At 73.0% G+C, this 20,910-nt stretch carries 20 protein-coding genes, 5 tRNA genes and 1 pseudogene; 8 read left to right on the top strand and 18 right to left on the bottom strand.

Annotated features, from left to right (window positions below):
- The first annotated feature begins 208 nt into the window (after positions 1 to 208).
- On the top strand, positions 209 to 394 hold the full coding sequence (gene rpmB / locus C6N75_RS01810; RefSeq protein WP_105867062.1) for a 50S ribosomal protein L28: 186 nt from the start codon (positions 209 to 211) through the stop codon (positions 392 to 394).
- Between the two features lie 152 nt (positions 395 to 546).
- Here rpmB and thiD read toward each other — a convergent pair whose 3' ends face one another.
- A complete protein-coding gene (thiD, locus tag C6N75_RS01815) occupies positions 547 to 1,347 on the bottom strand; it encodes a bifunctional hydroxymethylpyrimidine kinase/phosphomethylpyrimidine kinase (RefSeq protein ID WP_258177169.1) in 801 nt (266 codons plus the stop codon).
- Positions 1,348 to 1,352: 5 nt separating this feature from the next.
- Complete coding sequence (locus C6N75_RS01820; protein WP_105867063.1) at positions 1,353 to 2,315, bottom strand: thiamine-phosphate kinase; 963 nt, start codon at positions 2,313 to 2,315, stop codon at positions 1,353 to 1,355.
- Between the two features lie 237 nt (positions 2,316 to 2,552).
- On the opposite strand from C6N75_RS01820, the gene C6N75_RS01825 reads away from it, so the two are divergent.
- Complete coding sequence (locus C6N75_RS01825; protein ID WP_105867064.1) at positions 2,553 to 2,786, top strand: Lrp/AsnC family transcriptional regulator; 234 nt, start codon at positions 2,553 to 2,555, stop codon at positions 2,784 to 2,786.
- A gap of 202 nt (positions 2,787 to 2,988) precedes the next feature.
- On the opposite strand, the gene C6N75_RS01830 is transcribed toward C6N75_RS01825, so the two are convergent.
- From C6N75_RS01830 to C6N75_RS01840, 3 genes are all read right to left on the bottom strand, one after another.
- Entirely contained in the window at positions 2,989 to 4,140 is a 1,152-nt protein-coding gene (locus C6N75_RS01830) for a D-alanine--D-alanine ligase family protein (protein ID WP_105867065.1), read from the bottom strand.
- A 71-nt stretch (positions 4,141 to 4,211) separates the two neighbouring features.
- Complete coding sequence (locus C6N75_RS01835) at positions 4,212 to 5,261, bottom strand: NAD(P)H-dependent glycerol-3-phosphate dehydrogenase (protein ID WP_105867066.1); 1,050 nt, start codon at positions 5,259 to 5,261, stop codon at positions 4,212 to 4,214.
- Positions 5,258 to 6,010 carry a lysophospholipid acyltransferase family protein gene (locus C6N75_RS01840; protein WP_105867067.1) on the bottom strand — a complete coding sequence of 251 codons (753 nt, stop codon included), beginning with the start codon at positions 6,008 to 6,010 and terminating at the stop codon, positions 5,258 to 5,260. The genes C6N75_RS01835 and C6N75_RS01840 overlap by 4 nt, the downstream gene beginning before the upstream one ends.
- 172 nt (positions 6,011 to 6,182) lie before the next feature.
- Here C6N75_RS01840 and cofC point away from each other — a divergent pair, with 172 nt between their 5' ends.
- Entirely contained in the window at positions 6,183 to 6,917 is a 735-nt protein-coding gene (gene cofC, locus C6N75_RS01845) for a 2-phospho-L-lactate guanylyltransferase (RefSeq protein ID WP_105867068.1), read from the top strand.
- A gap of 52 nt (positions 6,918 to 6,969) precedes the next feature.
- Positions 6,970 to 7,182 (top strand): hypothetical protein, encoded by a 213-nt coding sequence (locus C6N75_RS01850; RefSeq protein WP_105867069.1) that lies wholly within the window; start codon positions 6,970 to 6,972, stop codon positions 7,180 to 7,182.
- 126 nt (positions 7,183 to 7,308) lie between these two features.
- On the opposite strand, the gene C6N75_RS01855 is transcribed toward C6N75_RS01850, so the two are convergent.
- The 4 genes from C6N75_RS01855 to leuC form a co-directional block, all read right to left on the bottom strand.
- Complete coding sequence (locus C6N75_RS01855; protein ID WP_105867070.1) at positions 7,309 to 7,974, bottom strand: HU family DNA-binding protein; 666 nt, start codon at positions 7,972 to 7,974, stop codon at positions 7,309 to 7,311.
- Between the two features lie 144 nt (positions 7,975 to 8,118).
- The gene (locus C6N75_RS01860; protein WP_105867071.1) at positions 8,119 to 8,346 is read right to left on the bottom strand and encodes an SCO5555 family protein; all 228 of its coding nucleotides are present in this window, start codon (positions 8,344 to 8,346) and stop codon (positions 8,119 to 8,121) included.
- Positions 8,347 to 8,712: 366 nt separating this feature from the next.
- The gene (gene leuD / locus C6N75_RS01865; RefSeq protein WP_105867072.1) at positions 8,713 to 9,306 is read right to left on the bottom strand and encodes a 3-isopropylmalate dehydratase small subunit; all 594 of its coding nucleotides are present in this window, start codon (positions 9,304 to 9,306) and stop codon (positions 8,713 to 8,715) included.
- A 6-nt stretch (positions 9,307 to 9,312) separates the two neighbouring features.
- A complete protein-coding gene (gene leuC, locus C6N75_RS01870; RefSeq protein ID WP_105867073.1) occupies positions 9,313 to 10,743 on the bottom strand; it encodes a 3-isopropylmalate dehydratase large subunit in 1,431 nt (476 codons plus the stop codon).
- 214 nt (positions 10,744 to 10,957) lie between these two features.
- Here leuC and ndgR point away from each other — a divergent pair, with 214 nt between their 5' ends.
- A complete protein-coding gene (gene ndgR / locus C6N75_RS01875) occupies positions 10,958 to 11,674 on the top strand; it encodes an IclR family transcriptional regulator NdgR (RefSeq protein WP_105867074.1) in 717 nt (238 codons plus the stop codon).
- 163 nt (positions 11,675 to 11,837) lie between these two features.
- A complete protein-coding gene (locus C6N75_RS01880) occupies positions 11,838 to 12,086 on the top strand; it encodes an SCO4226 family nickel-binding protein (RefSeq protein WP_105867075.1) in 249 nt (82 codons plus the stop codon).
- A gap of 89 nt (positions 12,087 to 12,175) precedes the next feature.
- Here the strand turns inward: C6N75_RS01880 and C6N75_RS01885 are convergent.
- From C6N75_RS01885 to C6N75_RS01925, 9 genes are all read right to left on the bottom strand, one after another.
- Positions 12,176 to 12,248: transfer RNA gene (locus C6N75_RS01885), tRNA-Glu, on the bottom strand.
- 47 nt (positions 12,249 to 12,295) lie between these two features.
- Positions 12,296 to 12,367: transfer RNA gene (locus C6N75_RS01890), tRNA-Gln, on the bottom strand.
- An 18-nt stretch (positions 12,368 to 12,385) separates the two neighbouring features.
- Positions 12,386 to 12,461 (bottom strand) — tRNA-Glu (locus tag C6N75_RS01895).
- A gap of 84 nt (positions 12,462 to 12,545) precedes the next feature.
- A tRNA-Glu gene (locus C6N75_RS01900) sits at positions 12,546 to 12,618 on the bottom strand.
- Between the two features lie 21 nt (positions 12,619 to 12,639).
- Positions 12,640 to 12,711, bottom strand: a tRNA-Gln gene (locus C6N75_RS01905).
- A gap of 256 nt (positions 12,712 to 12,967) precedes the next feature.
- Positions 12,968 to 13,657, bottom strand: a complete 690-nt coding sequence (locus tag C6N75_RS01910; protein ID WP_105867081.1) for a DUF4241 domain-containing protein — start codon at positions 13,655 to 13,657, stop codon at positions 12,968 to 12,970.
- Positions 13,658 to 13,776: 119 nt separating this feature from the next.
- Positions 13,777 to 15,252 carry a glutamate--tRNA ligase gene (gltX, locus tag C6N75_RS01915; RefSeq protein WP_105867076.1) on the bottom strand — a complete coding sequence of 492 codons (1,476 nt, stop codon included), beginning with the start codon at positions 15,250 to 15,252 and terminating at the stop codon, positions 13,777 to 13,779.
- A complete protein-coding gene (locus C6N75_RS01920; RefSeq protein WP_105867077.1) occupies positions 15,245 to 16,033 on the bottom strand; it encodes a fumarylacetoacetate hydrolase family protein in 789 nt (262 codons plus the stop codon). The genes gltX and C6N75_RS01920 overlap by 8 nt, the downstream gene beginning before the upstream one ends.
- Positions 16,034 to 16,155: 122 nt before the next feature.
- The gene (locus C6N75_RS01925) at positions 16,156 to 16,383 is read right to left on the bottom strand and encodes a hypothetical protein (RefSeq protein ID WP_105867078.1); all 228 of its coding nucleotides are present in this window, start codon (positions 16,381 to 16,383) and stop codon (positions 16,156 to 16,158) included.
- 589 nt (positions 16,384 to 16,972) lie between these two features.
- Between C6N75_RS01925 and C6N75_RS01930 the strand changes: the two genes are divergently transcribed.
- Positions 16,973 to 20,839, top strand: a complete 3,867-nt coding sequence (locus C6N75_RS01930; protein WP_105867079.1) for a sensor histidine kinase — start codon at positions 16,973 to 16,975, stop codon at positions 20,837 to 20,839.
- Between the two features lie 9 nt (positions 20,840 to 20,848).
- Positions 20,849 to 20,910 (top strand): annotated as a pseudogene (locus tag C6N75_RS01935) (roadblock/LC7 domain-containing protein); the annotation flags it as partial.

Genomic DNA, 20,910 nt, shown 5'->3' on the forward strand with positions numbered 1-20,910 from the left:
GCTTCCCTGGTGCGGACGGTCAACGCGGCGCTCGGCGAGCGCGGGGGTGGGGCGAACCGTGGTAGTTTCGTCGGACCGAGGCAGGCGTTGTATGCTGCTCCGGTTGCCCGATGAGAATCGGGCCATTCCCCCGGCAACGCCACTCGGTCGACGAACTGATCCGGCTCGCCGGATTCCCGTACGTGATCTGAAGTCTTTGGAGTGACCCGTGGCTGCCAACTGCGACGTCTGCGGCAAGGGGCCGGGCTTCGGCAACAACATCTCGCACTCGCACCGCCGTACGTCCCGTCGCTGGAACCCGAACATCCAGCGCGTCCGTGCCGTGGTCAGTGGGACGCCGAAGCGCCTCAACGCCTGCACCTCGTGCATCAAGGCCGGCAAGGTCGCGCGCTGACGCTCCCGTCGTAGCGCAGCCTGTCGGTTGCCTGAAAGCCGGTCCACCTCGGTGGGCCGGCTTTTCGCCTTGCCCTGCGCACCGGCCGGCCTTCCGCCGTGCCGGCAGCGGGCCCCCGGCCCCGTGGGGACGCGGGGGCCCGCCCGGGGCGGCTAGCGCAGCCGCCAGCCGTGGTCGACCGGGCCGATGCCCGCGCCGAGTCGGAAGCCGGCCGCGATGGCGCCGGTCACGTACTCCTTGGCGGCTCGCACCGCCTGCGGCACGGTGAGCCCCTTGGCCAGGCCCGCGGCGACCGCCGAGGCGAGCGTGCAGCCGGTGCCGTGGGTGTGCCGGTTGTCGTGCCGCGGGGCCCGCAGCCAGTGCTCCTCGGACCCGTCGGTGAGCAGGTCCACCGCGTCCCCGGCCAGGTGGCCGCCCTTGATCAGCGCCCAGCGCGGCCCGAAGGCCAGCAGCGCCCCGGCCGCCGCCCGCAGATCGTCCTCCTTCTCCACCCGTACGCCGGTCAACTGCGCGACCTCGTCCAGGTTGGGCGTCGCCACGGTGGCGACCGGGAGCAGCGCCCCGCGGACCGAGTCCAGCGCGGAGGAGGCGAGCAGCGGGTCGCCGTGCTTGGAGACGCCCACCGGGTCGACCACCACGGGCGCGTCGGTGTCCGCCAGCAGCTCGGCCACCGCCTCCACCAGCGGCGCGGTCGCCAGCATGCCGGTCTTGACGGCCTGGACGCCGATGTCGTCCACCACGCTGCGGTACTGGGCGCGCACCGCCTCCGCGGGCAGCTCCCAGGCGCCCTGCACGCCCAGGGAGTTCTGCGCGGTGACGGCGGTGACCACGCTCATGCCGTGGACGCCGAGGGCCAGCATGGTCTTCAGGTCGGCCTGGACGCCGGCGCCGCCGCCGGAGTCGGATCCGGCGACGGTCAGCACGTTGGGCAGCACGGCCGCTTGGCGGTTCACGGGTCTCAGCTCTCCTCTCCGAAGTGGTCCCAGCCGCCGGTTGCGTGCCAGGGCGCGCCGTCCACGGTGACCTGGGGCAGCGCCGAGGGGTTGACCACCTCGCCGATCACCTTCCAGCGGGCGGGCAGTTTCACGTCCGGCGGGAAGGTGGCGACGATGGCGTGGTCCTCACCGCCGGTGAGCACCCACTGCATGGGGTCGACGCCGACGGCCTGCCCGATGTCGTTCATCTGGGTGGGGATGTCGATGCGGGCCGAGCGCAGGTCGATGCGGACCTTGCTGGCCTCGGCGATGTGTCCGAGGTCGGCGATCAGCCCGTCGCTGACGTCGCACATGGCGGTCGCGCCGAGCCCGGCGGCGGCCGGGCCCGCGTGGTACGGGGGTTCGGGGCGCCGGTGCGCCTCGACGAAGGCCCTCGGCGAGCGGAAGCCGCGAGAGAGCACCGCGTAGCCGGCGGCGGACCAGCCGAGCCAGCCGGTGTAGGCGACGATGTCGCCGGTGCGGGCGCCGCCGCGGGTGACCGGCTCGTGGTTGCGCAGGTCGCCGAGCGCGGTGATGGAGACGGTGATGGTGTCGCCGCGGACCACGTCGCCGCCGACCACGGAGGCGCCGGCGACCTGGCACTCGTCGCGCAGCCCGTCCATCAGCTCGGTGGGCCAAGCGGCCGGGAGTTCGGCCGGCACGACGAGGCCGAGCAGCAGCGCGGTGGGCACCGCGCCCATCGCGGCGATGTCGGCGAGGTTCTGTGCGGCCGCCTTGCGGCCCACGTCGTAGGCGGTGGACCAGTCCCGGCGGAAGTGCCGTCCTTCCAGCAGGATGTCCGTGCTGGCCACCACGCGCCGGTCGGGCGCGGCGACGACCGCGGCGTCGTCGCCCGGTCCGACGCGTACCGCCGGGGTGGTGGTGAGCCGGGAGGTGAGCTCTCTGATGAGCCCGAACTCCCCCAACTCGCCCACAGTGCCCTTCACCGAGGTTCACCTCTCCATGTGATCGTGAGTCGGCGTGATCGTGAGCCGGCGTGCTGCCACCGTACGACCGCGCCACCGCGCCCCGCACCGGCCCCGTCCCCGGACGCGCACCGGCTGTCCGGCGTAGGTCTCCCGCTCGCCGGTGGCGACGCGGTACCGTGGCGTCCCTTTCGTTGACCTGCCGCTCTCCCCGCCGAGGGCGGGGACCGAGATCCTCGCGGCCGCCCTGGAGGTTCCGTGGTACAGGCGTACATCCTGATTCAGACCGAGGTGGGCAAGGCGTCGACGGTCGCCGAAACCATCGCCAAGATGCCGGGGGTGGTGCAGGCCGAGGACGTGACCGGCCCGTACGACGTGATCGTCCGCGCCCAGGCGGACACCGTCGACGACCTCGGCCGCATGGTGGTCGCCAAGGTGCAGCAGGTGGACGGCATCACCCGCACCCTGACCTGCCCGGTCGTCCACCTCTAGCCCCCCGTGTCCGGGCTCCGCCCGGTCCTCGCCGGGCCGGTGCGGTCCCGCCACCGGCCCTCCCCCGGCGCCGTCGGCCCGGGGGACGGGGCGATCGTACTGCGCGGTCGCCCGTGCGGCCTACGGGGAGCCTCCCCGGCGGCCCCGGACACCCGTGAGGGGCGGCCACCTTCCGGTGGCCGCCCCTCGGTTCTCCGGTCCGTCAGCGCAGCCCGGTGGGGCGGCGCAGCGCCGCCCCGATGAGCCGGTCGATCAGCTCGGGGTAGTCCACGCCGCTGGCCTGCCACATCACCGGGTACATCGAGATGGGGGTGAAGCCGGGCAGGGTGTTGATCTCGTTGATGACGAACTCGCCGTCGTCGGTGAGGAAGAAGTCCGCGCGGACCAGGCCCTCGCAGGAGGCCGCCTCGAACGCGGCGACCGCCAGGCGCTGCACCTCTTCGGTCTGCTCGGGGGTGATGGGCGCGGGCACCACCCCGGCGGCGGAGGCGACGCCGTACTTGGCCTCGAAGTCGTAGAAGCCGTCGTCGGTGACGGGCGGGATCCAGGCGGGGACGGAGGCGCGCGGCCCGTCCTCGAACTCCAGGACGCCGCACTCGATCTCGCGGCCGGTCAGCAGCGACTCGACGATGATCTTCGGGTCGTGGCGGCGGGCCTCCTCGATGGCCTCGTCCAGGCCCTCGAAGCCGTCGACCTTGCTGATGCCCATGGAGGAGCCGGCGCGGGCGGGCTTCACGAACAGCGGCCAGCCGTGCTCGGCGGCGAGGTCGGCGATCCGCTTGCGGGCGCCGGCCTGGTCCTGCTCCCACTCACGGGGGCGGATCGTCTCGTAGGGGCCGACGGGCAGCCCGAACGAGGTGAAGACCCGCTTCATGTACTCCTTGTCCTGGCCGACGGCCGAGGAGAGCACCCCGGCGCCCACGTAGGGCACCCCGGACAGCTCCAGCAGGCCCTGGAGGGTGCCGTCCTCGCCGTAGGGGCCGTGCAGCACGGGGAAGACCACGTCGACGTCGCCGAGGGCCTGGGGCACGGCGCCGGGCTCGCTGTGGACGACCTGGCGGCTGGCCGGGTCGACGGAGAGCACCACGCTGCCCTTCTCGGACCGGGCGAGGCCGGTGACGCTGGGCAGGACGCCGTCGGTGATCGCCATCCGCTCGGGTTCGTCGGCGGTCAGCGCCCACCGCCCGTCGGTGGTGATGCCGATCGGCAGCACGTCGTACTTCGACCGGTCGATGGCGCGCAGCACGGCGCCGGCGGTGACGACGGAGATGGCGTGCTCGGAGCTGCGTCCGCCGAAGACGACGGCCACACGCGGCTTGCACCCGGGGCTGGTGGGGAGGTTCTCGCTGCTCATATCGCGTTGAGGGTACCCGCTGCCCGCTTCCCCGTCTGTGACCCGCCCCGCCGTGGCACCCGCCGTCTGTCTCAGCGCCGTTCGGGCTTGGCGGCGCGCGACATCAGCTCCTTGAGGGCGACCACCGGCGGCTTGCCCTCGTGGACGATGCCGACGACCGTCTCGGTGATGGGCATGTCGACGCCGTGCCGGCGGGCCAGGTCGAGCACGGACTCGCAGGACTTGACGCCCTCGGCGGTCTGCCTGGTGACGGCGATGGTCTCGGCGAGGGTCATGCCGCGGCCGAGGTTGGTGCCGAAGGTGTGGTTGCGGGAGAGCGGCGAGGAGCAGGTGGCGACCAGGTCGCCGAGGCCGGCGAGCCCGGAGAAGGTCAGCGGGTCGGCGCCCATGGCGAGGCCGAGCCGGGTGGTCTCGGCCAGGCCGCGGGTGATCAGCGAGCCCTTGGCGTTGTCGCCCAGGCCCATGCCGTCGGCGATGCCGACGGCGAGCCCGATGACGTTCTTCACCGCGCCGCCCAGCTCGCAGCCGGTGACATCGGTGTTGGTGTACGGGCGGAAGTACGGGGTGTGGCAGGCGGCCTGGAGGCGGCGGGCGGTGTCCTCGTCGCGGCAGGCGACCACGGCGGCGGCCGGCATCCGGGCGACGATCTCCTTGGCGAGGTTGGGTCCGGTGACCACGGCGACCCGCTCCTCGGGGACGCCGGCGACCTCGCCGATGACCTCGCTCATCCGCTTGGCGGTGCCGAGTTCGACGCCCTTCATCAGGGAGACGAGCACGGTGTCCGGGGCGAGGTGCTCCCTCCAGGCGGCGAGGTTCTCGCGGAGGGTCTGGGAGGGCACCGACAGCACGGTGAAGTCGGCGTTGCGGGCGGCCTCGGCCGGGTCGGTGGTGGCCCGGATGCCGGCGGGCAGCTCGGCGCCGGGGAAGTAGTCGGGGTTGGTGCGGCCGGTGTTGATCGCGTCGGCGACCTCCTTGCGGCGGGCCCAGAGCACCACCTCGCAGCCGGCGTCGGCGAGCACGATGGCGAAGGCGGTGCCCCAGGAGCCGGAGCCGAACACGGCGGCCTTCGGGGGCCTGGCCGCGGCGCTCGCGCCGTACGCCTGCGGTGCGGGCTGTGTCACGTGACTTCCTCCCCCGCCGCCCGGCGGCGCTGCGCCAGGCGGGCCTTGCGGTGGTCGTACGGCTCCGGCGGCGCCTGCTCGCCGCGGACCTCCTGTAGCAGCTCGGTGATCGCGGCCATGATGGCCTCGGTCGCCTCGCGCAGCACCTCGCCGGTGGGCTCCTTGCCGTAGAACCGGTCCAGGTCCACGGGCGGTCCGGCGCGCACGATCAGGGTCTTGCGCGGCAGCAGGCGGAGCTTGTTCTCCCGGGCGTAGGGCGGCATGGCCAGGTTGGCGCCCCACTGGGCGACGGGGATGACGGGCGCGCGGGTCATCAGCGCGACCCGTGCGGCGCCGGTCTTGCCGGCCATCGGCCACATCTCCGGGTCGCGGGTGAGGGTGCCCTCGGGGTAGAAGGCGACGCACTCGCCGCGTTCGATGGCGGTGACGGCGGCACGGAAGGCGTCCAGCGCGTCGGTGGTCTCGCGGTAGACCGGGATCTGCCCGGTGCCGCGCAGGATCGCGCCCACGAACGAGCCGCGGAACAGGGCGGCCTTCGCCAGGAAGCGCGGTACGCGTCCGGTGTTGTACTGGTAGTGCGCGTAGGAGAGCGGGTCGAGGTAGCTGTTGTGGTTGACGGCGGTGATGAAGCCGCCCTCCTCGGGAATGTGCTCCATCCCCTGCCAGTCCCGCTTGAACAGCACCACCAGCGGCGGTTTTGCGATGACCGCCGCAAGGCGGTACCAGAAGCCGATTCTGCGGCGGGACACGCGGACACCTTTCCTTGTCGGGACGTGATTCGCCCCTTGCCGGTATGCGGTCGGGCAGCGGGACCTGGCCCGACCGGGGGTCAAGTGTGGCCTCGGGCCCCTGGTCTGTCGAGGACACCGTACGCCCCGCCCCGGACACCGGCCCGCCCCGCGGTGGCGGGGCCGCGCCACAATGGGCGCGGCGCGTGAGGCGCGCCCCGAGGAAGGAGAGCCCGCCACGAACCCCGATCCGACCGGCGCCTGGTCGCTGGTCGTTCCGCTGAAACCCCTTGTACTGGCCAAGAGCAGGCTGAGCGGCGCCGCCGGCCCGCTCCTGCGGCGCAGGCTGGCGCTGGCGTTCGCCGAGGACACCGTGGCCGCCGCGCTGGCCAGCACGGCGGTGCGGGATGTGTTCGTCGTCACGGACGACCGGGCGGCGGCGCCGGCGCTGTCCGCGCTGGGGGCGCGGGTGGTGCCCGACGTGCCGGCCGCCGGGCTGAACGCGGCGCTGGCGTACGGGGCGCGGGCGGCGCGGGCGGTGCGGCCGGCCGCCCCGGTGGCCGCCCTCAACGCGGACCTGCCGGCGCTGCGGCCGGCGGAGCTGGCGCGGGTGCTGGCGGTGGCCGGGGAATTCCCGCGTGCTTTTCTCGGCGACGCCGCCGAAATCGGTACGACATTGCTGTCGGCTTCGCCGGGTGCGGAATTGCGGCCGGCTTTCGGCGGGCCGTCGAGGCAGCGGCATTCGGCGTCCGGCGCGGTGGAAATCCTGCTGGGCGGCGTGGACTCGGTGCGCCAGGACGTGGACACCGCGGAGGACCTGCGGGCGGCCGTCGCGCTGGGCGCGGGCCCGCGCACGTCCGCGCTGTGGGCGGCCCGTGAACCGGTCCGCCGCGCCGGCCGCGTGGACTCCCGTCCGGCGAGGGCCTGACCAGGTCCTTCCCCGGGGGCCGGGCGGTGACCGGACGGCTAGGCTCGGGGCCATGCAGGCGACCGCGTACACCTTTGACCCCGCGACCCGCAGCGGCAGTGTGCTGCTCGACGACGGCACCCCGGTGGACTTCCCCGCCGCCGCCTTCGACGCGGGCGGGCTGCGGCTGCTGCGCCCCGGGCAGCGGGTGCGGATCGAGACGGCGGAAGTGGCGGACGAGGCCGGGGCGCCGCGCATCACCCTGGTGACGTTGCAGACGTTCTGACGCTCTCCGGCAGCACGCCGGGCCGGGACCCGGCGTGCGGGTCCCGGCCCGGCGGTGCGACGGCGGGGCGGTGCGAGCGGCCGGCGCACCCCTGGGGGCGGCGGGCCGAAGTCGTGCGCCGGCTGCCTACTTGGCGCCGGCGGCGGTCTTCTTCGCGGTGGTGGTCTTGCGGGCGGTGGTCTTCTTGGCCGGGGCCTTCTTGGCGGTGGCCTTCTTCGCCGGGGCGGTCTTCTTGGCCGCGGCGGTGGAGGTCTTCTTCGCGGCGGTGGTCTTGGCCGCGCCGGTCTTCTTGGCGGCGGCGCCGGTGGTCTTCTTCGCCGTGGTCTTCTTCGCGGCGGCCGTCGTCGTCTTCTTGGCCGGGGTGGCCTTCTTGGCGGCGGTCTTCTTGGCCGCGGCGGCCGAGGTCTTCTTCGCGGCGGCCTTCTTGCCGGCGGACTTGGCGATGGTGGGGGGCGGGCCGGAGAGGCTGCCCTTGGGGGCCTTCTTCACCGAGACCTCGCCGCCCTTGGGGAGCTTCTTGGAGCCGCTCACCAGGTCCTTGAAGCCCTGACCGGCACGGAAGCGCGGAACGGAGGTCTTCTTGACCCGGACGCGCTCGCCGGTCTGCGGGTTGCGCGCGTAGCGGGCCGGGCGGTCGACCTTCTCGAAAGAGCCGAAGCCGGTGACGGAGACCCGGTCACCGGCGACCACGGCCCGGACGATGGCGTCCAGCACCGCGTCGACGGCGTCGGCGGCCTGCTGGCGGCCACCCATCTTGTCGGCAATCGCTTCTACGAGCTGCGCCTTGTTCACGTCTTCCCCTTCGGAGACATTGCCGGAACGAAAGTGTTCAAGCTTTTCGCACGTTAGGCAGATATATACCGCAAATCAAACACGAAACGGGCTAATCACCCTAGTGCCGCAACGGAGTCGGCCGTCCGTCGCGGAAATCGGATGTCAGTCCCCTTCAGGGAATCGACCCTCGTCCAGGTCCTTCATCAACCGGTCCAGCCGCCTTGCCGCGGCCGCGAGATCGTGCTTCGCCGCAGCCGTGATGGCCAGCAGCTTCCGGGACAGCGCCATCCTTACGCCCTCCGGGACTTGCAGTTCACGCACGCGGGCGTGCGCGTCTTTCAGACGGGCTGCGACGGCCTGATAGAGCTGGAGTTGGCTGTCGCGTTCCATGCACCGATTGTGCCATCTGGGGCGAGTTGTCGCCCGCCTAGGGGGCAACTACCGTGCTGCGCCCGCCTGTCGGCGCCCGTCGCACCACCCTGCCGGACCACCCCCGGGGACCCGCAACTACCCTGCAATGATGGCGAGTTGAGGGTACGGGCGGGGGTCTTCGCAGTGCCCCGAGGAGGTGTCGCGAATCGCCGCGCGAGCGTCAGCCGGATGGCTCCCTCCCCTGGCGTCCGCTACCTCGCGGGGTCGGTTTCAGGCCACCTTCGCAGCGGCCGCCGGAGCCGAGTTGACCGGGGTCCGGAAAACGACGGCGCCCCCCGGCCGGAAGGCCGGGGGGCGTCGGGGTGTCGGGGCGCCGCGGGGGGCTCAGCCCTGGAGGGTGCGCGGCTTGTGCGACGGACGGGAGGTCTCGTACGCGGCGATGTGCTCTTCCTCGCGCAGGGTGATGCTGATGTCGTCCAGGCCGTTCAGCAGCCGCCAGCGGGAGTTCTCGTCCAGCTCGAAGGCGGCGGTGATCCCGGGGGCGCGCACCTCGCGCTCCTGGAGGTCGACGGTGACCTCGACGGTCGGGTCGGCCTCGGTCAGCTCCCACAGCGCGTCCACGACCCGCTGCTCCAGCACCACCGTGAGCAGGCCGTTCTTCAGCGAGTTGCCGCGGAAGATGTCGGCGAAGCGGGAGGAGATCACCGTTTTGAAGCCGTAGTTCTGGAGCGCCCAGACGGCGTGCTCGCGGGAGGAGCCGGTGCCGAAGTCGGGGCCCGCGACCAGCACGGTGGCGCCCTGCCGCTCGGGGCGGTTGAGGACGAACTCCGGGTCCTTGCGCCAGGCCTCGAAGAGCCCGTCCTCGAAGCCGTCGCGGGTGACCTTCTTGAGCCAGTGCGCGGGGATGATCTGGTCGGTGTCGACGTTGCTGCGGCGCAGCGGGACGGCCCGGCCGGTGTGGGTGGTGAAGGCTTCCATGGCGGTTCAGACTCCGGCGGTGGCGGGGGCGGCGGCTTCGGTCAGGTCGGCGGGCGAGGCCAGGTGGCCCAGGACCGCGGTGGCGGCCGCGACCTGCGGGGAGACCAGGTGGGTGCGGCCGCCCTTGCCCTGCCGGCCCTCGAAGTTGCGGTTGGAGGTGGAGGCGGAGCGCTCGCCGGGGGCGAGCTGGTCGGGGTTCATGCCCAGGCACATCGAGCAGCCGGCGTGCCGCCACTCGGCGCCGGCGCCGGTGAAGACCTTGTCCAGGCCCTCCTCGACGGCCTGGAGGGCGACCCGGACGGAGCCGGGGACGACGAGCATCCGCACCCCGTCGGCGACTTTGCGGCCGTCCAGGACGGCCGCGGCGTTGCGCAGGTCCTCGATGCGGCCGTTGGTGCAGGAGCCGACGAAGACGGTGTCCACGGCGATCTCGCGCAGCGGCTGCCCGGCGGTCAGGCCCATGTACTTCAGGGCGTTCTCGGCGGCCAGGCGCTCCGAGGCGTCCTCGTAGGAGGCGGGGTCGGGGACGGCGGCCGAAAGCGGGGCGCCCTGGCCGGGGTTGGTGCCCCAGGTGACGAAGGGCGCCAGCTGGTCGGCCTCGATGACGACCTCGGCGTCGAAGACGGCGTCCTCGTCGGTGCGCAGGGTCTTCCAGTAGTCGACCGCGGCGTCCCAGTCCGCGCCCTCGGGGGCGTGCGGGCGGCCCTTGAGGTAGGCGAAGGTGGTCTCGTCGGGGGCAATCATGCCCGCGCGGGCGCCGGCCTCGATGGACATGTTGCAGATGGTCATCCGGGCCTCCATCGAGAGCTTCTCGATGGCGGAGCCCCGGTACTCCAGGACGTAGCCCTGGCCGCCGCCGGTGCCGATCCTGGCGATGATCGCCAGGATCAGGTCCTTGGCGGTGACGCCGTCGGGCAGCTCGCCGTCGACGGTGATGGCCATGGTCTTGGGGCGGCTCATCGGCAGCGTCTGGGTGGCCAGCACGTGCTCGACCTGCGAGGTGCCGATGCCGAAGGCCAGCGCGCCGAAGGCGCCGTGGGTGGAGGTGTGCGAGTCGCCGCAGACCACGGTGGTGCCGGGCTGGGTCAGTCCGAGCTGGGGTCCCACCACGTGGACGACGCCCTGCTCGACGTCGCCCAGCGGGTGCAGCCGGACGCCGAACTCGGCGCAGTTCTTGCGCAGGGTCTCGAGCTGGGCGCGGGAGACCGGGTCGGCGATCGGCTTGTCGATGTCGAGGGTGGGGGTGTTGTGGTCCTCGGTCGCGATGGTGAGGTCGAGGCGGCGGACGGGACGGCCGGCCTTGCGCAGTCCGTCGAAGGCCTGCGGGCTGGTCACCTCGTGCAGCAGGTGCAGATCGATGAAGAGGAGGTCGGGCTCGCCCTCGGCTCGCCGGACGACGTGGTCGTCCCAGACCTTCTCCGCGAGTGTCCTACCCATCGCTTTCCCTCCGGCCGGCAGGTCGCGCCGGCACTTCTCAGAGATACGGGGGCCCGCGTCCGTACCCCCGTGTGACCGCACGCGTCTCGTGCGTGTTCTCACCTGGTGGACGCCGGCTGCGGACCCTGTTGGTCCGCGGGCCGCCCCTACAGCCTGGCAAGTTCTCGGGAAAATTGAACTTGCGTTTCACAGAGTGAGACGACAGTATCGTTGCATGGACAACTCTAGCGGCGTCGGCGTTCTCGACAAGGCGGCTCTGGTACTGAGCGCCCTGGAGTCCGGTCCGGCCACCCTCGCCGGGCTGGTCGCGGCGACCGGGCTCGCACGACCCACGGCCCATCGCCTGGCCGTGGCACTGGAACACCACCGGATGGTGGCGAGGGACATGCAGGGCCGGTTCATCCTCGGCCCGCGGCTGGCGGAGCTCGCCGCCGCGGCCGGCGAGGACCGTCTGCTGGCGACGGCCGGGCCGGTGCTCACCCACCTGCGCGACGTGACCGGGGAGAGCGCGCAGCTCTACCGGCGCCAGGGCGACATGCGCATATGCGTGGCAGCGGCCGAGCGGCTGTCCGGGCTGCGGGACACCGTGCCGGTCGGCTCGACGCTGACCATGAAGGCCGGCTCGTCGGCGCAGATCCTGATGGCCTGGGAGGAGCCGGAGCGGCTGCACCGGGGCCTTCAGGGCGCGCGCTTCACGGCGACGGCGCTGTCCGGCGTACGCCGCCGGGGCTGGGCGCAGTCGCTCGGCGAGCGGGAGCCGGGCGTGGCCTCGGTCTCCGCGCCGGTGCGCGGGCCCTCCAACCGCGTGGTGGCGGCCGTGTCCGTCTCCGGGCCGATCGAGCGGCTGACCCGCCACCCGGGCCGGATGCACGCCCAGGCGGTGATCGACGCGGCCGCCCGGCTGAGCGACGCCCTGCGCCGCGCCGGCTGAGCCGCTCCCGCGCCGCCTTTCCTCTCCCCCGTCGTCCACGTTGCCGGCCGGGCCCCTCCGACGCCGTGGGGGCCCGGCCGGAGGTGTTCGCCGAGGTGTTCACGGGGAGCCCCGGGTGCACCATGGAAGGGAGTGGCTGCCGAGCCCTGGAGGTGCAGAGGCGATGACGGAGTTCATGGACGTACACCGGGGGATGCGGGGGATCACCAGCGATCAGCTCATGGAGGCGCACCGGGCCGACCTGGCGATCGAGGGCGAGGAGGGGGTGCACTTCAAACGGGCGTGGGCGGACCCGGACACCGGGACGGTCTACTGCCTGTCGGAGGGCCCCTCGGCGGAGGCGGTGCAGCGGATCCACGAGCGGAGCGGCCACCCGGCGGACGAGGTCCACCCGGTGCCCCTCACGGTGTGAGATCCGGTGCCGCTCGCGGTGTGAGCCGCGGCTGATCCGCGAACGGCGGAAGGGGCCCTCCCTGCTGGGAGAGGCCCCTTCCGTACGCGTACCCCCGACCGGATTCGAACCGGCGCTACCGCCTTGAGAGGGCGGCGTGCTAGGCCGCTACACAACGGGGGCTAGCTGTGTCGCACGGCGTGAACCGTGCTGTTGTCCTGCGTACTGCGCTGGCCTACCTGGACTCGAACCAAGACTAACTGAACCAGAATCAGTCGTGCTGCCAATTACACCATAGGCCACTGGTGGTTTAGACCACGTGGTACCCCCGACCGGATTCGAACCGGCGCTACCGCCTTGAGAGGGCGGCGTGCTAGGCCGCTACACAACGGGGGCCCTGGCGATCCCACCCGGCTCGCGCCGGGTGATGTCACCGCATGCTCACCGGGTGCGACCCTGGTGATCCGCGGGATGGATCTGTACCCCCGACCGGATTCGAACCGGCGCTACTGCCTTGAGAGGGCAGCGTGCTAGGCCGCTACACAACGGGGGCTTTGCAGATGAGCTCTGCGAGCTGGCCTACCTGGACTCGAACCAAGACTAACTGAACCAGAATCAGTCGTGCTGCCAATTACACCATAGGCCACCAGAACAAGATCCCTTGCGGGCTTCGTTCGGGTTGTGCGTGGAGGGTTCCGGGCTTTTCCGTCCCGCTCCCCTCGGCGCAGGAAGAACATTACCCGAAGGAGTCCGGGGCTCCAAAACGGGTTCCGGCCCGCGGCAGCGGGGGCGTCGGCGCCGGGCCGGTCGCCGCCGGACGCCACCCGGGCCGGCGGCAGTTGCCGGCCGCCGGCGTCCCGGTTCGGGACGAGCGCCCGGGCGGTCTCGTGGACGTCCCGGGCTCAGACCGCGGCGGGGGCGTCGGCGGGCACGACGTGGAAGTCCGTGACGAAGGACACCACCCGGCCGCCGGCGTCGCGGCCGACCCAGGTGGGGTAGGCGCCGTCGCCCCAGCCGGAGCTGAAGGCGGCCAGGGTGTGGCCGGTCCCCTGGTCGGTGATCAGGTGCGGGCCGAGCTGGGCGTCGTCGTCCTCGGCGTCGAAGGCGTCCCAGAGCGGGCCCTCGTCCTCGCCGGTGCAGGGGAAGGACTCGTCGCAGGCCGCGTCGTAGAAGCAGCCGGTGCCGGCGTCCACGCCGTAGCCGAAGAACTCGTCGTCGGCCAGCTCGGCCGGGTCCTGGCCGGCGGTGAGGGCGGGCTCCCAGGAGACGGCGGGGGCGTCGGCGATCAGCAGTCGGGCGGCGGCGATCCGGCGGTGCGGGCGCTCGCCGGGCTCCTGGCCGGGCCGGGTGAGCGTGGCGACGGCGCACTCCACCGCGTACCGCCCGGGCGGGACGGTGGCGGTGAAGGGCTCGGCCTCGCCCTGACCGAGGGAGACGAACGGGTCGCAGGCGGTGACCTGCCCGGTGGGCAGCCACAGTTCGCCGGGGACCCGCACCACGGACAGGGTGCCGGCCAGGCCGTGTTCTCCCGGCTCCTCGAAGCGGCTGCCTGGCGTGAAGTGCCAGGCGAGGTCGGGCGCGGTCATGGGCATGGCGGTCCCCCCGGGGAGCGGCGGTTCGGTGATCTCCTCGAACACTAGCCGTGGGGTCGGACAACGCGAGGGGGCGGTGGCCGGTGTCGGCCACCGCCCCCGTACGGGCGTACGCGCGCCTACGCGGCCAGCTTGGCCAGGGCGGCGTCGATCCGGGCCAGGGTGCGCTCCTTGCCGAGGATCTCCAGGGACTCGAAGAGCGGCAGGCCGACGGTGCGGCCGGTGACGGCGACGCGGACCGGGGCCTGGGCCTTGCCGAGCTTGAGGCCGTGCTCCTCGCCGGCGGCCAGCACGGCCTCCTTGAGGGACTCCGGGCTGGACCAGTCGGCCGCTTCGAGCGTGGCGCGGGCGGTGGTGAGCAGGGCCGCCGGGTCGCCCTTCATGGCCTTCTGCCAGGACGCCTCGTCCTCGACCGGCTCGCGGCGGAAGAGGAAGTCGACGTTGGCGGTGATCTCGGAGAGGACGGTCAGCCGGGTCTGGGCGTGCGGGGCGATGGCCTCCCAGGCGGCCTGGTCGAAGTCCTCCGGCGCCCAGTTCGCGTGCGGGGCGCGCAGCCAGGGCTCGCAGGCGGCGGTGAACGCCTTCACGTCCAGCATGCGGATGTGGTCGCCGTTGATCGACTCGGCCTTCTTGAGGTCGAAGCGGGCCGGGTTGGCGTTGACGTCGGCGATCTCGAAGCGCTCGACCATCTCCGGGACGGTGAAGACGTCCTGGTCGGCGGAGAAGGACCAGCCGAGCAGGGAGAGGTAGTTGAGCAGGCCCTCCGGGAGGAAGCCGCGCTCCCGGTAGAGGTTGAGGGAGGCCTGCGGGTCGCGCTTGGAGAGCTTCTTGTTGCCCTCGCCCATGACGTAGGGCAGGTGGCCGAAGGCGGGGATCTCCTTGGCGACGCCGAGGTCGATCAGCGCCTTGTACAGGGCGATCTGGCGGGGGGTGGAGGAGAGCAGGTCCTCGCCGCGCAGGACGTGGGTGATCTCCATCAGGGCGTCGTCGACCGGGTTGACCAGCGTGTACAGCGGGAAGCCGTTGGCGCGGACGATGCCGTAGTCCGGGACGTTGTCCGGGGTGAAGGTCAGCTCGCCGCGGACCAGGTCGGTGAAGGTGATGGGCTCGTCGGGCATCCGGAAGCGGACGATGGCCTCGCGTCCCTCGGCCTGGTACGCCTCGGTCTGCTCGGCGGTCAGCTCCCGGCAGTGGCCGTCGTAGCCGGAGGGGCGGCCGGCGGCGCGGGCGGCGTCGCGGCGGGTCTCCAGCTCCTCGGTGGTGCAGTAGCAGCGGTAGGCGCGGCCGGCGTCCAGGAGCCTGTCCGCGACGTCGCGGTAGACGTCCATCCGCTGGGACTGGCGGTAGGGGGCGTGCGGGCCGCCGATCTCGGGGCCCTCGTCCCAGTCCAGGCCGAGCCAGCGCAGCGAGTCCAGGAGCTGGGTGTAGGACTCCTCGGAGTCGCGGGCCGCGTCGGTGTCCTCGATGCGGAAGACCATGGTGCCCTGGTGGTGCCGGGCGAACGCCCAGTTGAACAGGGCGGTGCGGACCAGGCCCACGTGGGGGTTGCCGGTCGGGGAGGGACAGAAACGTACGCGGATCGTGCCGTTAGCCACGCTTGATCACCCTGTTGGTGAGAGTGCCGATGCCTTCGATGGTGACGGCGACCTCGTCGCCGGGGTAGAGCGGTCCGACGCCCGCGGGGGTGCCGGTGAGGATGACGTCTCCGGGCAGGAGGGTCATGGCCTCGGTGATGTGGACGACCAGGTCGGCCACGGAGCGGACCATGTCGCTCGTACGGCCGAGCTGGCGCTGCTCGCCGTTGACGGTGCACTGCACGACGGCGTCGGCGGGGTCGAAGTCGGTCTCCACCCAGGGGCCCAGCGGGCAGGCGGTGTCGAAGCCCTTGGCGCGGGCCCACTGGGACTCGCGCCTCTGCACGTCGCGGGCGGTGACGTCGTTGGCGCAGGTGTAGCCGAAGATCACGTCCTGGACGCGTTCGCGGGGGACCTCGCGGCACATCCGGCCGATGACGACGGCCAGCTCGGCCTCGTGGTGCAGCTCGTTCGAGAAGGACGGGTACTCGATCGCGTCGCCGCTGCCGACCACGGAGGTGGTGGGCTTGAAGAAGGCGACCGGGACCTCGGGGACCTCGTGGCCCAGTTCGGCGGCGTGCTCGGCGTAGTTGCGGCCGATGGCGACCACCTTGTTGGGCAGGACGGGCGGCAGCAGCCGCACCTTGTCCAGCGGGACCCGGGTGCCGCTGAGTTCGAAGTCGCCGTACGGGATGCCCTTGATGATGTTGAGGGCGAGCCCGTCGGCGGTGCCGGGGGCGGCCTCGCCCTCGACCGCGCCGAAGGCGACGTTGCCGTCGATGGAGAATCTGGCGATGCGCACGGGTTGCCGTGCCCCCTGTTTCCGCTGGCTGGAGTCTGACGCTCCAGGCTAACGCGGGCGCCGCCGCCGACCTGCCGGGCCGTGGCTCCGGCAGGCCGCCGCGGCGGCGGGCGGGGCGGGCGTCAGCCGGCCGGGAAGGCCGGGACGGCGGCCGGCACGAAGGCGGCGGGGGCCTCCATCAGGACGGTGCGACGGGGGTTGGCCGTGACCGGGGGCAGCTCGGCGGCGGTCTCGGGCAGGGCGGCACGACTCAGGGTCTCGGTGCCGTCGAGGTGCATCAGGGTGGTGCGGCGGGGGTTGGCGGTGCTGCGGATGATGGTCGCCGTCTTCGCCGTCTTCGTGGTCTTCATCGGTGGCTGCGAACCTCGGGTACGGGCGCCGGCCGGGCGCTGGTGGACTGTTGGCCATCCCAAGTAAAGCGTCAGGCTAAACATGGGATTCCCGCGGAATGCCGGGATGAGGCCGTCCACCATATGTGAGTTTGCTCACCCCGAGGGGGGCAATTCCGGCGCATCGGACACGTAAAGAGCTTGCGACAAAGGGACATTCCGTACGGGAATGAGTCATTCCGCTGCTGATCATGGCGACTGGGACACCGGCGCCCCTCGAAGCCCCGTCGGGCGAGTCGCACGGAAACGCCCGGTTTCGCACTGATCGACTTCCACAGCAGGTGATCCCGTTCTCACACCGTGTGTTCGGCATGCCGGACCGGATCACCGGCCTTGTTGGAGATCCGGCACTGTGCTGGAATCTCCGCACCGCCGCGCACCACATACCGGCGCGCTGGGGCGCAGCGCGGCGCCGGGCGGCGGTACGGGAGGGGGGACTGCGCCGGTCAGTGACGATCATTCGTACCGGAGCGCGCCCGCGCTCCACAGACGCCGACACCGTCCTCGCCGTTCGCGCGGCGGGACGCCTGGTCCAGAGGTTGCGACGCTAGTGCAGGGACGTTTCAAGAGGGATGGCGCGGGGCGTCCCCAGGCCCGCAAGGGCCAGGGGGAAGCCGCAGCGGAGCAGGAGTCGTTCGGCGCCGCCGACCGCGGCTCCGCACCCCAGCACACCCGTACCCCGGGACAGACCGGCGGCGAGCACGCGGGACGTCCGGGCCCGGCGGCCGGCGGCGGCGAGGCTCCCGCCGGGTCCCCCGACGCCACTCCCCCGGCCGAGGGCGGCGCCGCCAAGCCGCGCTCCAAGTCCGGCTCGCGGGCCCGCTCGGCGACCCCGTCCGAGACCGGTTCGCGCCTGGCCCTGCGCAACTGGCGCATCTCCACCCGCCTGGTCGCCCTGCTGACCCTCCCGGTGGTCGCGGCGACCACGCTGGGCGGACTGCGCATCAACGAGTCGATGAACGACATCGAGCAGCTCGACCACATGCAGCTGCTCACCCAGCTCACCCGCGAGGCGACCAACCTCGCCATGTCGCTGCAGAACGAGCGCGACATGACGGCCGGTCCGCTCTCCAACGGCTACTCCGCCGACGACTACGCGGTCACCGACTGGCGCAAGAAGTCCGACCAGGCCCAGCAGCGGTTCCTCAAGGCCACCGAGGGCCTGAGCGACACCCAGGGCAACGACGCGTTGCAGTCCATCCGCTCCAACGTCGAGCAGATCGCCGCCCAGGTCATCACCCTGGGCCGGATCCGGACCAACGCCTACTCGGACAAGTCCCAGGACTTCCAGACGGTCCAGCGCTACAGCCGTCTGATCGACTCGCTGATCAGCCTCTCCCAGGACATGGCCCAGGCCACCAGCAACCCGGAGATGATCAAGCGGACCCGGGCGCTGGCCGCCTTCTCCTCCGCCAAGGAGTACGCCTCCATCCAGCGCGCGATCATCGCCGCCGCGCTGCCGGAGACCAACAAGGAGCGCCGCACCCTCGACGAGAACGACCGCGAGTACGGCTTCGCGGCATACAGCGACGAGCAGCAGGCGCTGCGCTCGTTCGAGGCGGTCTACAGCTCGCTGGGCGGCGACGCCCAGGAGCTGATGTCCCCGCTCGGCGCCAACAACCCCTCGGTGCAGCAGGCCGACCAGTACGCGGGAGGCGTGCTGCGCACCAAGGAGGGCATGTCCCGCACCGAGCCGCGCAACTACCTCGACTGGACCGACGCCGAAGAGCCCAAGATGCGGGCCATGAAGACCATCGAGCTACAGCTCCTCGGCGAGATGGAGTCCACCGCCCGTGAGCTGCGCCAGGAGGAGCAGCAGGACGCGCTGATCAACGGCGCGCTGATCCTGCTCGTCCTCGGCGTCTCGCTGATCGGCGCCTTCGTGGTGGCCCGGTCCATGATCCGCTCGCTGCGCCGGCTCCAGGACACGGCGACCAAGGTCGCCCAGGACCGGCTGCCCGAGCTGGTCAAGCAGCTCTCCGAGTCCGACCCGCAGGACGTGGACACCTCGGTGGAGTCGGTCGGCGTGCACTCGCGCGACGAGATCGGCAAGGTGGCCGCGGCCTTCGACGACGTGCACCGCGAGGCGGTCCGCCTCGCCGCCGAGCAGGCCCTGCTGCGGGGCAACGTCAACGCGATGTTCACCAACCTCTCGCGCCGCTCCCAGGGCCTCATCCAGCGCCAGCTCTCGCTCATCTCCGAGCTGGAGTCCCGCGAGGCCGACCCGGACCAGCTCTCCTCGCTGTTCAAGCTGGACCACCTGGCGACCCGTATGCGCCGGAACGGCGAGAACCTCCTCGTCCTCGCGGGCGAGGAGCCGGGCCGCCGGTGGACCCGCCCCGTCCCGCTGGTCGACGTGCTGCGCGCCGCGGCCTCCGAGGTGGAGCAGTACGAGCGCATCGAGCTGGCCTCGGTGCCGGGTACCGAGGTGGCCGGCCGGGTCGTCAACGACCTCGTCCACCTGCTGGCCGAGCTGCTGGAGAACGCCACCTCGTTCTCCTCCCCGCAGACCAAGGTCAAGGTCACCGGGCACGCCCTGCCCGACGGCCGGGTGCTGGTCGAGATCCACGACACCGGCATCGGCCTCTCCCCCGAGGACCTGGCCGCGATCAACGAGCGGCTCGCCTCGCCGCCCACCGTGGACGTCTCGGTCTCCCGCCGGATGGGCCTGTTCGTGGTCGGCCGGCTGTCGCTGCGCCACGGCATCCGCATCCAGCTCCGCCCGTCCGACTCCGGCGGCACCACCGCGCTGGTCATGCTGCCGGTGGACGTCGCCCAGGGCGGCAAGAAGGCCCCGGGCAAGCCGGGCGCCGGCGGCCAGGGCCCGGCCGGGCAGATGCCCCCGGGCGCCCCGGGCCGCCCGGCGGTGGGCAACGGCGGGAACGGTGGCAACGGCGGTCGTGCCGGGCTGCCCGGACGCCCGGGCGCGGGCGGCGCCCGCCCGGCCCTGGCCGGCAACGGCGGTCCCGGCAACGGCGGTCCCGGCAACGGCGGCCAGGGCGGCGGCCTGCTCGCCGGCGGCCTGCTCGCCGGCGGCCGTCAGGGCGGTCGCCCGCAGCGGCCGGCCCCGGCCCAGCAGGCGCAGGGCCGGCTGGCCCCGCAGCACCAGCAGCAGCCGCAGCACCAGCAGGCGCAGGGCGGCCAGCAGGGCCGGCACGCCCAGGACGCACAGCGCCAGGGCGCCGGCGCGGCGGGCGGCTTCGGCGGCGCGGGCGCGAGCACGGACAGCCTCGGCGTCCAGCCGGGCGGTTCCATACCGACCCGCTCCGACGTCTGGGGCAACAACGCGCCCGGCGCGGGCAACCCGGGCAACGCCGGTCTGGGCAACGGCGGCAACCCGGGCAACACCGGCAACACCGGCGCGGGCAACCCGGGCAACCGCCCCGGCGGCGAGCCGCAGCGGCCGGCCGGCCGGGAGCGCCCGCTGCCGGCGGCCGGCGGCCCGCGCGGCGAACTGCCGGGCGGCGCGCAGGACCGGCAGGGCCCGGCGGCGGCCACCTCCTCCTGGAACGCCCAGTCCGGCGTACCGCAGCAGCCGCGCACCCCGCGGGGTGACGCCGGCGCTCGGCACGCCGACTCCGGCGCGGCGCAGGGGCACACCACTCCGCTGGACGCTCCGCGCGGCCACGAGGAGTCCGAGTCGACCGGCCAGCACGCCCGCCCGGGCGCGCAGGACCCGGCGTCCACCGCGCAGTTCCCGATGCCGGACTACGGCGTCCCGCAGCCGCAGGCCCCGCAGGCGCGTCCCGCCGGCGAGTTCGGCGGGCAGCAGCAGCAGCGGCCCGAAGCGCTGCCGCCGGCTCCGGCCGGCGGCGACGGCCGCACCCCGCTGTACGACACCCTGGAGACCGACTGGCGGCACGGCCAGGACGGGCAGCGGGGCCAGTACGGCAACGGCAACGGCCAGGCGCAGCAGGGCGGCCACCCCGGTCAGGGCCGCGACGGCCAGTACCAGCAGGGCGGCCAGACCCCGGCGTACGGCCAGGGCGGCGGACGCCCGGCGTTCGACGAGACCATGCCGACCCCGGTGGTGCCGCCGCAGGCGCCGACCCGGCGCGGCCCGCAGCACGGCACCGACCCGGCCCAGCCGGGGGACCCCTCGTCCACCGGTTCCTGGCGGGTCTCCCCCAACGACGAGCTGGTGCGCCAGGCGGAGCGGGTGCGCAAGCCCGCGGCCGGCGGCGTCACCACCTCGGGTCTGCCCCGCCGGGTGCCGCGCGCCAACCTGGTGGCGGGCACCGCGCAGGACTCGGCCCGCCCGACCGGACCGCAGGTCTCCCGCGCGCCCGACGACGTGCGCGGCCGGCTGACCAACCTCCGCCGAGGCATCCAGCAGGGCCGCCAGGCCGGCGGGCAGCCCGGCGGCCAGACCGGCGGCGGCTACGGCTTCGGCCCCTCTCACCAGCAGGAGCGTTAGTTGAGACCGATGAGCCAGGCGGCCCAGAACCTGAACTGGTTGATCACCAACTTCGTGGACAACACCCCCGG

It is taken from the genome of Streptomyces solincola (assembly GCF_002982015.1).
In the GTDB taxonomy this organism is placed as follows: Bacteria; Actinomycetota; Actinomycetes; order Streptomycetales; family Streptomycetaceae; genus Streptomyces; species Streptomyces solincola.